Here is a 14,326-nt window from a genome sequence, read left to right on the forward strand (position 1 = left end):
ACCATATGGGATAGCATCAAAACCTCTTGCGGTGTCACCCCCTGCCCTCGCCTCTGGCCGACTGGACCACGCCATGACCCACCCAAACCTCTTCGACCGCTCCGTCTTGAAACGGCACCGCCAACGAGCGCTCATGCAGGCGACGAAAGGCGCAGACTTTCTTCTCGCGACAGCCGCGGAAGACCTGACCTTCCGGTTGCAGATGGTGGCGCGCGACTTTGACATCGGCATCGATCTTGGTGGACATACAGGCCGGATTGCGGACGTGCTTTCAGAAAGCGGCAAGGTGGCGCGCGTGCTCCGCGGCGATCTGTTTCTGCCAGATCCACATCTGGCAGAAACCCCGGACTTTGTGTTCGACGACGAGTTGACCCCATTGCGAACCGAAAGCGTCAACCTGATCGCCTCCGCCCTGACCCTGCATTGGGTAAACGATCTGCCGGGCGCCCTCATCCAGATCCGCCAGGCCCTGAAACCAGACGGCCTGTTCATGGGGTCGCTGCTTGGCGGAGATACGCTGCTGGAATTGCGGGATGTGATGATGCGAGCCGAACTTGATGTGACCGGCGGTGCGTCGCCGCGTGTCTCGCCTTTTGCCGACACACGCGATCTTGGTGCCCTGCTGCAACGCGCAGGCTTCGCCTTGCCCGTAACCGATATGGATCGGCTGATAGTGCGCTATGACACGCTGTTTGCACTTTTACAGGACCTGCGTGCCATGGGGGCCACCAGCGTTTTGAGCGAGCGTAGCCGAACGCCCTTGTCTCGAGCGGTGCTTCTGCGCGCTGCAGAGCTTTACGCACAAGACTACAGTGATCCCGATGGCCGCCTCAGAGCAACGTTTTCAATAGTCACTCTGTCGGGCTGGGCACCGCATGAAAGCCAGCAGAAACCGTTGCAGCCCGGCTCTGCAAAAAGCAGGCTCGCAGATGCACTCGGCGCTCAGGAAGTCAGATTGAAGAAAGATTAGGGTACGGGTCACAGGCTGACAGCCCGTTGAACCTCGCAGAAGCACTGGCGACCTGCATGATTGAATTACCCGGAGATGTTGTTCAACGTTGTGGCGATCACCGAAAAGACATCATCACGCATTGTCACGGCGATGGCGGACAGGGTCGAGACGATAGCAAGGGCAATCAGTCCAACCATGATGCTGTATTCAACCGCGGTCGAACCGGACTCGTCAGCAGCAAACTTTTTGCAAACGGATCCTGCCTTGGCGGCAACCGAACGAATATGCGTTCCGAATGACTGCATGACTGGACCTCAACGCTTTCCCCGCAAACGGGGGCCATTATCAGGACGCCAGCAGATCCTGAAGAATGGGGATCAGTGGCTCATCTGCCGGCGGCATGGGGAACGACCGAAGCGCATTGGCCCGCACCCATTTGAGCGCCTGACCTTCGCGACCGGACGGGATATTCTCCCATCGCCGACAAATGAATAATGGCATCAGAAGGTGAAAATCCTCATAAGCGTAGCTTGCAAAGGTCAAAGGTGACAGGCACGCTTCGTTAACCACCACCCCCAGCTCTTCGTTAAGTTCCCGGATCAAGGTTTCTTCCGGCCGCTCGCCGGCTTCCACCTTGCCCCCTGGAAACTCCCACAATCCCGCCAGAGATTTTCCTTCCGGGCGCTGCGCCAGCAAAATCCGGTCATCGGAATCTATTAACGCACACGCGGAGACGAGGACCAGACGGCTCATGACAGGTGTTCCATGCTCTGACAGCTTAAAAAGGTTTGATTCACCGTATTGGATAAATCTCGAATAGAAAGCGGCTCAACTGCGATAGTCGCCGTTAATTTCGATATACGCCTTGGTCAGATCGCAAGTCCACACGCGGGCTTCACCAGACCCGAGACCCATTTCGACGCGAATGACGATGTCCTGCTGCTTCATCACCTCTGAGGCCGCCTCTTCGCTGTAGTCGGGATCCCGCTCGCCTTCGACTGCCACCCGGATATCGCCGAACCAGATCGCCAGCTTGTCCCGGTCTGCTGGCTCGCCTGCCTTGCCGACAGCCATGACGACACGACCCCAATTGGCATCCTCCCCGGCAACCGCTGTCTTCACCAGCGGCGAATTGGCGATCGCCATGGCGATCTTATGCGCAGACGCATCGCTGTCTGCGCCCCCGATCTGCACTTCGACGAACTTGCGTGCACCTTCCCCATCACGAACGATCTGCTGCGCCAGATTGGTCATGACATCGGCAAGAGCCGCCCGCAGCGTCGGAACGCGCGGATCGTCAAGGCTGGCAACAGGCTCGACGCCCACTGCTTTGCCCGTTGCAAAGACCAACACCGTGTCAGAGGTCGATGTATCGCTGTCAACAGTGATCGAATTGAAACTCTGATCGGTTTCGCCTGACAGCATGGTCTGCAAAACATCGGCAGCAATCGGCGCATCGGTAAAGATGAACGACAGCATGGTCGCCATATCCGGCGCGATCATGCCTGCACCCTTGGCAATCCCGTTGATAGAGACAGTCACCCCATCCAGATCCACCGTTGCGGTGGCCACCTTCGGATAGGTGTCCGTTGTCATGATGGCACGCGCAGCGTCCATCCAGGAGGCTGGATTTTCAGCGGACGCCAGTTCACCGATCACACCCTCGAAACGATCCGCAGGCAGCGGCTCGCCAATCACGCCTGTGGACGCAAGGTAAATCTCATCCTGCGAACAGCCAACCGCATCAGCCACGATCTTTGCCGACAGATTGACCGCAGCCTTACCCTTCTTGCCAGTAAAGGCATTGGCATTGCCCGAGTTTACCAGAAGCGCACGGGCCCCTCCGCTCTGGAGAACGGACTTGCACCAATCAACCGGAGCCGATGGGCATTTGGAGCGAGTAAACACGCCCGCAACTGTCGTGCCCTCAGCGATGTTTGCAAGAAGAACATCCGTCCGCCCTTTGTACTTGATGCCAGCAGCGGCTGTGGCAAAGACGACGCCGTCGATTTCAGGCATCTCCGGATAGGTTGCGGGAGCGAGCGGCGAAACTTGGGAGGACATGATTTTCATCCAGCATAAAGAGATCAGTGAGCGAGCCTTGCCCCAACCAACGGTATGGTGCAAGCCCTTATGCTTGTGAAGGGGAACCATCAGGCATCCGTTTGTGGATCGTAGACGACCCTGACTGGCTCGGCCGCTCGCCCGAACAAAAAAGGGGACAGCCAGTGGCCGTCCCCTCATCAGAGTACCAACAAAAATCAGATCAGTTCGACGAGCTGTCGTCCTGATCCTTCTTCATGTCGTCGGCCTTCTTTTCATCAGCCTTTTTCTCTTCGGTCTGCTCGATCTGGTCAAAGCTCTTCTTCAGCTCAGGATCCGTGATCTCAACCTTGGCATCAGACTTCAGTGCCTGGAGCTTTTCCTGATATTTCTCGCGCATCAGGCCCTGACGGATCTGATCGGAGACATCTTTCATGGCGGGCTTCGGCTCGGTACGCTTGTCTTCAAGCTTGATGATGTGCCAGCCGAACTGGGTCTTTACCGGAGTCTTGGTGTAAGATCCGACCTTCATCTTTTCGACGGCCTGCGAGAACGGCTTGACCATCTGATCCGGCGTGAAATAGCCGAGATCGCCACCGTTTCCAGCGGAAGGGCCGGTGGAGTTCTTCTTTGCTAAGGTCGGCAAAGTCAGCACCCCCATCCAGCTTCTTGATCAGAGCCTTGGCCTTGTCTTCAGTTTTGACGAGGATGTGGGCTGCCTTGAACTGTTCAGGGCCTTTATAGTCGGCATACTTTGCGTCGTAAGCCTTCTTCACATCAGCGTCTGTCACAGACGCATTGATCGTCTTGGACAGATATTCCCCGCGCAGAGCCTGCAGTTTCATGAAAGCAAGCTGCTTCTGGAAGTCCGGATCCTTATCCAGACCGTCCTTGACCGCTGCATTGCCGACTAAGGTGCATGTCGACAAGATAGTCGACCAAAAGGCCGCGCCACTGTGCAGGAGGAAACTGACGGAGCTGTTGACCAAGGGTCTGGGCTGCAAATGCCAGATCACCTTCTGTAATAGTACTATCTCCGACCTTGGCCACGACGTGATCCTTGTCGGTCGTGTCGGCGGCCATTGCCGTGCTGCAGCCGATCGTCAGGGCGATGGCCGAAACAGCCAAGGCACGAACAGGTTGGCGCATTGAAAAACGGAACATCAGTTGTCCTTTACACATAGAAACAGGAATCTCGAAAAGCCCAGAAGTGATCCGGCTGCCGCAACTTTGCTCAAACCAGCGGCGTTGACAAGCATTGGGGTCCCTCTTATCTGTCATTCGTCCTGGGAACTCTCGCTGGATATCACCTTCGCTTCGGGCTTTATACATGCGTATGTCATACGCACTGTGAAGAACTTGGACAGTAAATTAGACGATTTCATGGGCATGGGGTATCACACGGTGAATAGCCTGCTCACAATAAGAAGGACCGCCACATGGCTGGCCTCGGCGCTCTAGCACGTAAGATTTTCGGTTCTGCCAACGACCGAAGGGTAAAAGCATTCCGGGCAAATGTAGAAGCGATCAATGCGCTCGAGCCCGAATTGCAAAAATTGACAGATGATGAGCTTCGTGCTCGCACGGCGGAATTCAAGCAGCAGCTCGCCAGTGGCGCAAAGCTGGAAGATCTTCTCGTTCCAGCTTTTGCGACAGTGCGTGAGGCAGCGAGACGGACGATCGGACTGCGCCACTATGATGTCCAGCTCATTGGCGGCATGGTGTTGAATTCCAATCAGATCGCCGAGATGCGGACGGGCGAGGGCAAGACGCTTGTCGCAACCGCCGCCGGCTATCTGAACGCCCTGACCGGCAAAGGTGTTCATGTCGTCACCGTCAACGACTATCTCGCACAGCGCGATAGTGAGTGGATGGGCCGCGTTTATCGGTTCATGGGCCTGACGACCTCCTGCATCCTGCACGACATGGACGATGACCAGCGTCGTGAAGCCTACGCAGCAGATGTCACCTACGGTACGAACAACGAATTCGGCTTCGACTATCTGCGCGACAACATGAAACATGAACGCGAACAGATGGTTCAGCGCGGGCATTTCTATGCCATCGTCGATGAAGTGGATTCCATCCTGGTGGATGAAGCCCGCACACCGCTCATCATTTCCGGCCCGCTCGAAGATCGCTCCGACTTTTACAACACGGTCGATGCCTTCATTCCGCATCTGGAAGAAGACGATTACGAACTGGATGAAAAGCAACGCTCCGCCAATTTTACCGACAGCGGCAACGAAAAGCTGGAAACCCTGCTGACCGAAGCCGGTCTGCTCAAGGGTGAATCGCTCTACGATCTGGAAAACGTGTCCGTCGTCCATCACCTGCAGCAGGCGCTCAAGGCGCATAAACTGTTCCAGCGTGACAAAGACTACATCGTCCGCAACGGCGAAGTCGTCATCATTGACGAGTTTACCGGTCGGATGATGCCGGGTCGTCGCTTCTCCGAAGGTCTGCATCAGGCTCTCGAAGCGCGCGAGCACGTGCAAATTCAGCCGGAAAACCAGACGCTTGCGTCCATCACCTTCCAGAATTACTTCCGCATGTACGAAAAGCTTTCGGGCATGACGGGGACGGCAGATACCGAGGCGGAGGAGTTCGCCGACATCTATGGTCTGGAAGTTGTCACGATCCCGACCAACGTGCCAATCCAACGCAAAGACGAGCACGACGAAGTCTATCGCACCGTACAGGAAAAGTTCGAAGCCATCGTCGGTCTTATCGATGATTGCAAGACACGCGGACAGCCGATCCTTGTCGGCACGACCTCGATTGAAAAGTCTGAACTTCTTGCCGAATTGCTGAAGCGTCATGGCTACAAGCAGATCGACGTGACCGACGCCCAGGGCTTTACCGAAGCCCAGATGCAAGAAGGCGGCAAGTCCAAGGTCTTTGCCGTGTTGAACGCCCGCTACCATGAACAGGAAGCGCTGATCATCGGCCAGGCAGGTCTGCCGGGCGCCGTGACAGTAGCCACCAACATGGCAGGTCGCGGAACCGACATCCAGCTTGGCGGGAACGCCGAGATGCGTGTCGACATGGAACTCGACGGTCTGCCGGAAGGTCCCGAGCGCACTGCACGCATCGAGACCATCGAAGCGGAAGTCGAGGAGAACAAACAGCGCGCCCTGGAGGCCGGTGGCCTTTATGTTGTAGGCACAGAACGCCATGAAAGCCGCCGTATCGACAACCAGTTGCGGGGTCGTTCCGGTCGTCAGGGCGATCCCGGCCGGTCGAAGTTCTTCCTGTCTCTGGAAGATGACCTGATGCGCATCTTCGGCTCCGAGCGCATGGATTCCATGCTGCAGAAGCTCGGGCTGGAAGAAGGTGAAGCCATCACGCACCCGTGGATCAACCGGGCGCTTGAAAAAGCACAGCAGAAGGTCGAAGCTCGGAACTTCGACATCCGCAAGAACCTGCTCAAATACGACGATGTCATGAACGATCAGCGCAAGGTGGTGTTTGAGCAGCGCCTTGAACTGATGGACGGCGAGACCACGCTGGAAGCCGTAACCGACATGCGTCACGACGTGGTAGAAGACCTAGTGTCACGCCACATTCCTGAGCGGGCCTATCCTGAACAATGGGATATGGAAGGGCTTGAACGCGAAGTCGTCGAGACGCTGAACCTGGAACTCCCGGTCAAGGCTTGGGCCGAGGAAGAAGGTATTGCCGACGAGGAAGTGCGCGAACGCCTGTTGAAGGCCGCCAACGAAAATATGGCACAAAAGGTAGCCCGCTATTCGCCAGAGGTCATGCGTCAGGTGGAAAAAGCCATTCTGTTGCAAACCCTCGACAATCTGTGGCGCGAGCATCTGGCCAACCTTGACCACTTGCGCTCTGTTGTCGGCTTCCGCGGCTACGCCCAGCGTGATCCGCTGCAGGAATATAAGACCGAGGCGTTCACGCTGTTCGAGACCATGTTGCAACAGCTGCGCCATATCACCACATCGCAACTCATGCGTGTCGAGCTCATCCAGCAAGAAGACGAGCCAGACTATCCGCAGTTTCCAGAGTATCCGGAAGGCGTTGCTCATCACTACAACCCGGACACGGGCGAAGATGAGATGGCATCTAAGCGTGACCCGAACGATCCCTCGACCTGGGGCAAGGTCGGTCGGAACGAAGCCTGCCCATGCGGCTCTGGCAAGAAGTACAAGCATTGCCATGGCGCCCTCGTCTGATTTGAAAACATCAGCGTGGACTGGAACTCAAAAAGGGCAGCCACTTGGCTGCCCTTTTTTAATATCCCGCATTATGGACGGCCGATGATATCGGCCGCAACCGCCTGAAGTACTGGACCAGCCGCAGGTTTCTTGAATAGAAAAACTGTGGATAAAAATTTCACTTACCGATACCCCCTGCTCAAGGCCGCTGTGGCGCGCCGGTCACCGCTTTATCACGTCTCGAAACCCATTTTATACTGGCCCCGCCTCCCCTCGAAAGACCTACTGGGCCGGACCTTCGACCGTCCTGAAAGCCGTTGGTTTATTCTCAGAAATGAGCTGAAATAAGCCGTTCCAGGCAATCTTGTGGCGAGAAACGCCTCACAAGTTTGACGCTGAACCACACGCTCAAATCTGGCCTTTCAGAAACACTCGGCCATCAACGGGCGCATTTTCTGACTGACAGACCAGAGAACAAAGGCAAGGTTCTCGCGTTCAAACCCTTGTGAAATCCCGCAAGGGTCGGCTAACAAGCAAACAGCGCAAGCGAAATTCTGCTGCCTGCACCCCATCAGTGCCCCTGGAGCCCAGATGATTGACCTGACGCCAAACCCGCCACGCCATCTGCCCTATTTTGAGCAGCCACTCGAAACGGAAACGCCACTGGCGGAACCTATCGTCTTTTTGCATGGGTTTGGTGCAGATCGGCAGAACTGGTTCATGCTGCAATCCGCCTTCGCGCGCACGGCACGCACACTGGCGTTTGATCTGCCCGGACATGGCCAAGCGCTGGACTGGCCAGTAATCGGCAATGCATCTGTCTCCGCCAAGGCCGTTCTGCAATCCCTTGATGCGCTTGAGTTGACGAAGGTCCACCTTGTTGGCCACTCAATGGGCGGTGCTGCGGCAACACTCCTCGCACTGCACGCTCCTGAACGCATTGCAAGCCTGACATTGCTGTCCCCCGGCGGGTTTGGCCCCGAGGTCAACCAAACGCTGCTTGAAGGCTACGCACTCACCCGCGATGCCGACACGCTCACACCCTTTCTTGCCGATTTCTTCGGACCGGAGTTTCGCTTGCCCCGAGCCTTGCCGCAGCATGTTGCAGCCAGCCGCTCCAAACCCGGAACCGTAGAGACCCTGGAAGAGATCCTAGGGTCTATCATCATCGACGGAGAGCAAACTCTGGTGCCAGTAGACGCGCTGGAACAGTCCCCCTTTCCAATTGCACTTGCCTGGGGGCTTGAGGACAAGGTGGTGCCCCACACACAGGCACACCGCCTTGCCAGTCTCACGCCGCTGTTGTTGAAGGGGGTTGGTCATATGCCCCATGTGGAAGCACAACGCGCCACCCTCGACCTGATCCGGCGGACAATCGCTCGTGCGGAATAATCTCGGAGCCAATTGTGCAGGTTACACCACCACCACCGACGAAATGTGTCTGCGTGTTGCTTTGATCATCTCGCCAAAATGGCAGGCCCGGTTGAGCCGTCTGTGTCGTTACGACGTCTTGAACCCAAAGAGTTTACTGCGCATCCACGCCGAACAGGCAGGAAAATCTGCTCGACCATTTGAAACGCATTTATGGGTCCACACCCTAGGCGTCAGGCAGAAGGCCCTCGCGCCAGACCTCACCAATCACGCGACGCGCCGTCATGTGCGAACGTGGAGAGTTGATGCTATCGACAGCAATCAGCCTGCCCTCCAGAAGATAAGCCACATAGAACTTGTCATCCTCCGGTGAGCCAACCAAATGGGTTTCGTCGTAGCCTTCGGACAGACCCGCGATCTGCAACTTGACGTGATACTGATCGGACCAGAACCACGGCAGCGGATCATAGACCAGCTCTTCGCCCAGGATTGCCCGAGCGACAGCCTTGGCCTGATCAATGGCGTTTTGTACGCTTTCCAGCCGGATGCGACGGCCATACCGCCCGGAATCGAAGCATGTGCAATCACCCGCCGCAAACACCTTTGGTGCACTCGTATGGCCGCTTCCATCGACAAGGATGCCATCGCTCACCTCAAGTCCCGCCTCAACGGCCAACTCCATATTCGGGACTGCCCCGACGGCCAGCAACACCAGATCAGCAGGCACGATTTCGCCGGTCGCCAACCGCACACCATCCACATGCCCATCACCGACAAGTTCAGTGATGCCCGTGTTGAGCCGCAAATGAATGCCATTCTCGGTGTGAAGGTCACGGTAATAATTGGAAATTGCAGGCGACACGACCCGCTTCATCGGACGATCCTGTGCCTCGATAACCGAGACATTGGCACCGAGTTTGCGCGCAACAGCCGCGACTTCCAGACCGATGTACCCTGCCCCCACCACGGCCATATTTTCACGGCCTGACAGCGTGTCACGCAAACGGTCAACATCTGCCATCGAGCGCAAAGTGATGACGCCGTCCAGCTCTGTGCCCGGCAATGGAATGTGCCGAGCCCGTGTCCCCGTTGCCAGCACAAGATAGTCGTATTCAAAGGAAGCACCACTTTCCATATGGACCGTCTGCGCTTCCGGATCGACATAAGAAACTCGCTCACCGCACATCAGATCGATGCCCTGCATCTTGTAGAAAGCAGGTGGGCGTAACAACAGGCCTTCCGCATCCATCTCACCGGAAAGGTATTTTTTCGATAAAGGTGGCCGTTGATAAGGAGCGCTTGCCTCTTCACCGATCAGCCGAATGGATCCCGTGAACCCACCCTGACGCAGACTGTGCGCCACCTGTGCCCCGGCCTGCCCGGCTCCGACAATCACCACAGCCTCGCCCATCAACGTCCATCCTCTTGATTTGAAACGAATTCGATTGGACGAACCGTAGCGTCGAAGGCGTAACGAAAAAAGGCGGTATCTGGGTTTTCTCACGACAAGACTAAAACACCGGCACGATTTTGCGCGCCTGCACGCCAAAACCACCATACCCGCAAAACTTCAAAGCGCTGGAGGCAGCAATCCCCGCCTCAGGCAGCCCGGACATTGGACAGGAAGGAGGAGATCTCACGACGGATCAACCCGGCCTGCTGAGCCAGATCACTGGCTAGTTCTTCCACCTGACTGCCCGTGGAACGGGAGTGCTCTGTTGCCTGCCCTACCGACACCATGCTGTCGCGACCTTCCTGAGCCCGGCTTGCTGCATCAGAGACATTCTCCGCGATCCCTCGTACTGCCGCATCCTGCTGCACCACGGCAGACGCAACACTGGACGCCAAGTTTTCCATTTCCGAAATAATGTCAGAAACATCCTGAATGGCCAGCGACGCCGTCGAGGACGATGCCTGAATGGCTTGAACCTGATTGGAAATATCTTCCGTGGCACGGGACGTTTGTTCCGCAAGCTGCTTTACTTCCGCCGCCACGACCGCAAACCCCTTGCCGCTTTCCCCGGCACGGGCCGCCTCAATGGTCGCGTTCAGCGCCAGAAGGTTCGTTTGATTGGCAATATCACGGATCAGCCCCATAACCTCGCCGATACGATCTGCCGCCGCCGAAAGTTCGCCCATTGTCGAGGATGTCTCTTCCGCGCTTGCGACTGCTTTCTTGGCAACGTCCGTCGACTTGTTGGCCTGACTTGAAATTTCGGCGATAGAGGCTGCCAGTTCTTCACTGGCTGAAGAGGCCGAACTGACGTTCTCCGCCGCCACTTCCACAGCCCTCGTTGCGCGCTGGGACTGATCCAGCACATCATCGGCCGCAGCCTCAACGGCGGCAGATGTCTGCGACAACTCGTTGGTCGCCTGATCCAGGCTGGTGAGCGCAGCATCTACCGTTTGCTCAAAGTTGGAAATGTAGCCCTCAAGTCGTTTGACACGCTCATCCCGCTGCGCATTCTGCTCTTCGGAAACAGTCTGCAAGTGTTGCCGTTCAATTGCGTTATCCCGGAAAATACCGACAGTTCCTGTCATCGCAGCAATTTCGGATTTGCCCTGAGCATCCGGCAGATCGACATCCGTATCCCCGGCGGCAAGCTTCTGCATGGCCTTTTGCAAGACAGCGAGGGGGCGTGTGATCGAGCCGCCGATCACCACTGCAAGACCAGAGAGGATCAGCAGAACGGAGATGATGACTGCGGAGGACACAAGAGAGGAAAACTCCCGAATACGATTGAATTCCTGCTTCGCCTTGTCTTGCAGGACATGCGCTGCATCATTCAGGGCTTTGATATGCGGGGGGACCAGGTCGAAGAGATTTTCCATCAGCTCGACGTTCTTGGTCTTGTCGTCAATCAATGTCCCGTAGCTGTCGAAGGCCTGGCGATAATCCGCCATGGCCTGTGTCACTTTCGTGGTCGTCGCAGCATCCAGCTTGGCGCGCTTCACATAGCGAGTGAAACGACCATATGCGACCTCGAAACTGCCCAGTGACAAATCGTCTTGTCGAACAATGTATTCCTTCTCGGCCAAGGCGCAATTCCAGCACGGCGAGATAAAGCTTCTTGACCATTTCGGAGCCGCCAAAATTGACCATCTTCTTCAAATCGCGCTGCACCGCCCCAGCTGTCGCTGACAGTGTGCCGCGCACACCGTCCTGTTCACTGAAACCGATCTGCTTCTGTACATCGTTGATCTTGGTGAAGGCAGCCGTCGCGGCGACAAGGCTCTTGCTCACATCGGCGATTTCAGATTTGAGCCGAGCGCCGGCATTGGATGTCTTCAGCGCATCGATTTGAAGTTGAGCTTGAGCCAGTTGCGTCTTGAAATTGCCAAGCGAAGAATCCTTCGGCACGGCCAGATAGCCTTTCTCCGTGGCATGCATCTCACCCGACAGGGTTGAAAGCTCTCCGACGTGCCGGACGATGGTATTGCTGTCACTCAAGCGGTTGAACGCGCGCCCGGTCTCGATCTGGTTCCACCAGAAAACACCCCCGACAAGCAGCATACCGAATGCTGACAAGAGGCACAGGGACAGAATGCGGGCCTTGACCGAAAGACGCTCAAGTCTTCCCTTCAAGAAGTTCGCTTTCAGACGCATATTCATAGACCCTCGACCACGACTGTATTTGGTCAGTCAGCGTGAGAGCAAGTGGTTAACAAATATCCTTGTTTTCAAAGAACCTTTTATAATTAACTGACCTTCTTTTAAGCAATCAGTGTAAAAATTGACCATTCTACAAGGATCTGTCTTTTCTTACCTAACGTCAGGAACACCCTCCGGCTCAGGTTCCGGCAAATCTTCCGGCGTCGATGCCGACACCTGATGACGTTCGCGATAGATCCGTTTTTGCCGAATAATTGAGGCGTTCAACTCCCCCCGATAATAAAGGCGGCCGAGCACATATAGAGGAAGACAATTGCCGACATGATACCTGCCAGGCCGCCGTAGGTGGAGACGTAGTTGGCGAAACGCGCCAGATAAGCGCCGAAAGCCACACCGGCAATCATCCACATAAACAGCGTTGCAATAATCCCCGGAAGAAGCTCAGTGATCTGACGCCGAACAGCGGGCAAGAACCAGTGCACCGCGGTCAACCCGACGAAAAGCAGAGACCCAGCGACAATGTAGCGGGTACAGGTTGAGCGAGGTCAGTGCGCTGCCAATCCGTGGTGAAAAATCGGAAATAGCCGAAATGAGCAACGGCCCGAGGATCACCAGAAACGTGAAAGACACCAGAACCGTGCCGCCCAGCAAGACAAGACCAAGAGATTGCAGACGCAAGAATATGAAAGAGCGCGTATCAGGCACCCGGTAAGCACGATTGAGAGCAACGCGCAGAGCCTCAACGCCATTGGACGCAAACCAGATGGCGCCAATCACACCGACAGTCAGCAAATCACCGCGACGCACCGTCAGCACGTTGTGTATTTCTCTCACCATTGGTGCAGCCACCTGGTCCGGCCACGTCTGGAAGATAAGATCGGAGACCTGATCCGTTGCCCCCTGAACGCCAATAAAGCCCGCCAGTGACGAAATGAAAATCAACATGGGAAAGAGCGCGAGCAGCCCGGATAGCGCCACATGACTGGCCATTGCTGAGCCATCGTCTCTGAAAAAATGGCCGATCGCATTTTTGAGAACGCGATAGGCGAACAAGGCTGCATGTGTCAATTTCATCAAGAAGTGCCTGCGGCGTCAGGGGTGAGTGACAAAAAATGTCTCTATTATGTCAAAGCATGAAAGCGCAATTGGTTCGATCATCACAGGCAATGATCTTCACTTTCTCGACAAACCTCCCACATGATGGAGATCACGTCACCTTTCACGGAACAAGGATTTGGGCACAGGTGTTTACGTACCAACGCACACCCTTGATGAAATGCTCGATGGAGACACACGATGGCATCGCCATTTGACGACATGGACTTCGACACAGATACACTTGGCTCGGAAGCTCATCAAAAGAAGACCGTGCGTGAAAAACTGATCGGCACGGCCCGCAAGGCCGTCGGACAAATCCCTTTTGTCGAGGATGTCGTCGCCGGGTATTACTGTGCACTCGACAGCGACACTCCCCTTCGGGTGCGCGCTGCAACCTTTGCGGCCCTTGCCTATTTCGTCATGCCGTTTGATCTGGTGCCAGATTTCATCGTAGGCATTGGTTTTGGCGACGATGCCACGATCCTGATTTCAGCGCTCTCGCTTCTCAGCGGTCATATCAAGGATGAACATCGCGCAGCAGCCAAAGCCGCCCTCAAGACGGGCAAGTTCCGTCCATCAGTCTGACGGGAGGTTGGAACTGTCGTCGCGTGACCAACCAGAGTGCCAAGTGCCTGAAAAGCGCCCGGCGATGACCCAATAGACGATACCGGCAAAGAAACCTGCCGCCAGGACGACAACCGTACCCGGACGCATCATCTCGCCTTGGGGTGACAGAGGCCCGAACGACCAGAGCCCACAGGCAATAAGCCCACAAACCGCCAGATGATAAATCCAGCTTCGCAGGCCCGCGAGTTCTGCCAGAAGAATGGCAGCACCAGCCGGCAGGAAGGCTTGTGCACCCAGTTGACTGGCAACAATGAAGCTTGTGCCCACGCCTGCGCTGATCGCAAACCACTGCGGCGTCTCCGGCTCCAACTGGAATCCACCCCACACGAGAAACCCTGCAGCAGCCATCAACGCACAGACGTACCCGAAAACCACCAGCACCGCCTGACCGCAAAATCGTAGACCATTCATGATGCCGCCTCTTTCTTCACTTTTCGTCGCTTTTGG

General features: G+C 56.1%; 15 protein-coding genes and 1 pseudogene. 4 read left to right on the forward strand and 12 right to left on the reverse strand.

Annotated elements, in window-relative coordinates:
- Window positions 1-73 precede the first annotated feature (73 nt).
- Window positions 74-970, forward strand: coding sequence for a methyltransferase domain-containing protein (locus tag AC0L7U_RS09370; RefSeq protein ID WP_473695553.1), 897 nt, complete (start codon window positions 74-76; stop codon window positions 968-970).
- Between the two features lie 65 nt (window positions 971-1,035).
- On the opposite strand, the gene AC0L7U_RS09375 is transcribed toward AC0L7U_RS09370, so the two are convergent.
- The 6 genes and pseudogenes from AC0L7U_RS09375 to AC0L7U_RS09400 form a co-directional block, all read right to left on the reverse strand.
- Window positions 1,036-1,257, reverse strand: coding sequence for a Flp family type IVb pilin (locus tag AC0L7U_RS09375; RefSeq protein WP_473695555.1), 222 nt, complete (start codon window positions 1,255-1,257; stop codon window positions 1,036-1,038).
- 40 nt (window positions 1,258-1,297) lie between these two features.
- Window positions 1,298-1,705 carry a (deoxy)nucleoside triphosphate pyrophosphohydrolase gene (locus AC0L7U_RS09380; protein WP_473695557.1) on the reverse strand — a complete coding sequence of 136 codons (408 nt, stop codon included), beginning with the start codon at window positions 1,703-1,705 and terminating at the stop codon, window positions 1,298-1,300.
- Between the two features lie 75 nt (window positions 1,706-1,780).
- A complete protein-coding gene (gene argJ / locus AC0L7U_RS09385) occupies window positions 1,781-3,016 on the reverse strand; it encodes a bifunctional glutamate N-acetyltransferase/amino-acid acetyltransferase ArgJ (RefSeq protein WP_473695559.1) in 1,236 nt (411 codons plus the stop codon).
- A gap of 202 nt (window positions 3,017-3,218) precedes the next feature.
- Entirely contained in the window at window positions 3,219-3,656 is a 438-nt protein-coding gene (locus AC0L7U_RS09390) for a peptidylprolyl isomerase (RefSeq protein ID WP_473695561.1), read from the reverse strand.
- Window positions 3,657-3,678: 22 nt separating this feature from the next.
- Window positions 3,679-3,840, reverse strand: a pseudogene (locus AC0L7U_RS09395) (peptidylprolyl isomerase); the annotation flags it as partial.
- 31 nt (window positions 3,841-3,871) lie between these two features.
- Entirely contained in the window at window positions 3,872-4,327 is a 456-nt protein-coding gene (locus tag AC0L7U_RS09400) for a hypothetical protein (RefSeq protein ID WP_473695563.1), read from the reverse strand.
- Between the two features lie 107 nt (window positions 4,328-4,434).
- Here AC0L7U_RS09400 and secA point away from each other — a divergent pair, with 107 nt between their 5' ends.
- Window positions 4,435-7,188: a preprotein translocase subunit SecA gene (gene secA, locus AC0L7U_RS09405; RefSeq protein ID WP_473695565.1), complete on the forward strand. Its 2,754-nt coding sequence runs from the start codon at window positions 4,435-4,437 to the stop codon at window positions 7,186-7,188.
- A 573-nt stretch (window positions 7,189-7,761) separates the two neighbouring features.
- Window positions 7,762-8,562, forward strand: coding sequence for an alpha/beta fold hydrolase (locus AC0L7U_RS09410; protein ID WP_473695567.1), 801 nt, complete (start codon window positions 7,762-7,764; stop codon window positions 8,560-8,562).
- 205 nt (window positions 8,563-8,767) lie between these two features.
- On the opposite strand, the gene AC0L7U_RS09415 is transcribed toward AC0L7U_RS09410, so the two are convergent.
- The 5 genes from AC0L7U_RS09415 to AC0L7U_RS09435 form a co-directional block, all read right to left on the reverse strand.
- Window positions 8,768-9,952 (reverse strand): NAD(P)/FAD-dependent oxidoreductase, encoded by a 1,185-nt coding sequence (locus tag AC0L7U_RS09415; protein WP_473695569.1) that lies wholly within the window; start codon window positions 9,950-9,952, stop codon window positions 8,768-8,770.
- Window positions 9,953-10,140: 188 nt separating this feature from the next.
- On the reverse strand, window positions 10,141-11,445 hold the full coding sequence (locus tag AC0L7U_RS09420) for a methyl-accepting chemotaxis protein (protein WP_473695571.1): 1,305 nt from the start codon (window positions 11,443-11,445) through the stop codon (window positions 10,141-10,143).
- Window positions 11,399-12,127, reverse strand: coding sequence for a CHASE3 domain-containing protein (locus AC0L7U_RS09425; protein ID WP_473695573.1), 729 nt, complete (start codon window positions 12,125-12,127; stop codon window positions 11,399-11,401). Before AC0L7U_RS09425 ends, AC0L7U_RS09420 begins: the two co-directional genes overlap by 47 nt.
- A gap of 290 nt (window positions 12,128-12,417) precedes the next feature.
- A complete protein-coding gene (locus AC0L7U_RS09430; protein WP_473695575.1) occupies window positions 12,418-12,624 on the reverse strand; it encodes a YhjD/YihY/BrkB family envelope integrity protein in 207 nt (68 codons plus the stop codon).
- Entirely contained in the window at window positions 12,596-13,228 is a 633-nt protein-coding gene (locus AC0L7U_RS09435; RefSeq protein WP_473695577.1) for a YihY/virulence factor BrkB family protein, read from the reverse strand. The genes AC0L7U_RS09430 and AC0L7U_RS09435 overlap by 29 nt, the downstream gene beginning before the upstream one ends.
- A gap of 222 nt (window positions 13,229-13,450) precedes the next feature.
- Here AC0L7U_RS09435 and AC0L7U_RS09440 point away from each other — a divergent pair, with 222 nt between their 5' ends.
- Complete coding sequence (locus AC0L7U_RS09440) at window positions 13,451-13,837, forward strand: YkvA family protein (RefSeq protein ID WP_473695579.1); 387 nt, start codon at window positions 13,451-13,453, stop codon at window positions 13,835-13,837.
- Here the strand turns inward: AC0L7U_RS09440 and AC0L7U_RS09445 are convergent.
- Window positions 13,829-14,290 (reverse strand): translation initiation factor IF-3, encoded by a 462-nt coding sequence (locus tag AC0L7U_RS09445; RefSeq protein WP_473695581.1) that lies wholly within the window; start codon window positions 14,288-14,290, stop codon window positions 13,829-13,831. The two genes, AC0L7U_RS09440 and AC0L7U_RS09445, sit on opposite strands and share 9 nt — an antisense overlap.
- Window positions 14,291-14,326: the final 36 nt, after the last annotated feature.

The sequence above is a fragment of the Roseibium sp. 10G30-5 genome, assembly GCF_055809635.1.

Excerpts from the sequence above, each read along its gene's own strand:
- AC0L7U_RS09370 (WP_473695553.1), top strand. The coding sequence starts at position 74 with ATGACCCACCCAAACCTCTTCGACCGCTCCGTCTTGAAACGGCACCGC.
- AC0L7U_RS09375 (WP_473695555.1), bottom strand. The coding sequence starts at position 1,257 with ATGCAGTCATTCGGAACGCATATTCGTTCGGTTGCCGCCAAGGCAGGA.
- AC0L7U_RS09380 (WP_473695557.1), bottom strand. The coding sequence starts at position 1,705 with ATGAGCCGTCTGGTCCTCGTCTCCGCGTGTGCGTTAATAGATTCCGAT.
- argJ (WP_473695559.1), bottom strand. The coding sequence starts at position 3,016 with ATGTCCTCCCAAGTTTCGCCGCTCGCTCCCGCAACCTATCCGGAGATG.
- AC0L7U_RS09390 (WP_473695561.1), bottom strand. The coding sequence starts at position 3,656 with ATGGGGGTGCTGACTTTGCCGACCTTAGCAAAGAAGAACTCCACCGGC.
- AC0L7U_RS09400 (WP_473695563.1), bottom strand. The coding sequence starts at position 4,327 with ATGTATAAAGCCCGAAGCGAAGGTGATATCCAGCGAGAGTTCCCAGGA.
- secA (WP_473695565.1), top strand. The coding sequence starts at position 4,435 with ATGGCTGGCCTCGGCGCTCTAGCACGTAAGATTTTCGGTTCTGCCAAC.
- AC0L7U_RS09410 (WP_473695567.1), top strand. The coding sequence starts at position 7,762 with ATGATTGACCTGACGCCAAACCCGCCACGCCATCTGCCCTATTTTGAG.
- AC0L7U_RS09415 (WP_473695569.1), bottom strand. The coding sequence starts at position 9,952 with ATGGGCGAGGCTGTGGTGATTGTCGGAGCCGGGCAGGCCGGGGCACAG.
- AC0L7U_RS09420 (WP_473695571.1), bottom strand. The coding sequence starts at position 11,445 with ATGGCGGATTATCGCCAGGCCTTCGACAGCTACGGGACATTGATTGAC.
- AC0L7U_RS09435 (WP_473695577.1), bottom strand. The coding sequence starts at position 13,228 with ATGAAATTGACACATGCAGCCTTGTTCGCCTATCGCGTTCTCAAAAAT.
- AC0L7U_RS09440 (WP_473695579.1), top strand. The coding sequence starts at position 13,451 with ATGGCATCGCCATTTGACGACATGGACTTCGACACAGATACACTTGGC.
- AC0L7U_RS09445 (WP_473695581.1), bottom strand. The coding sequence starts at position 14,290 with ATGAATGGTCTACGATTTTGCGGTCAGGCGGTGCTGGTGGTTTTCGGG.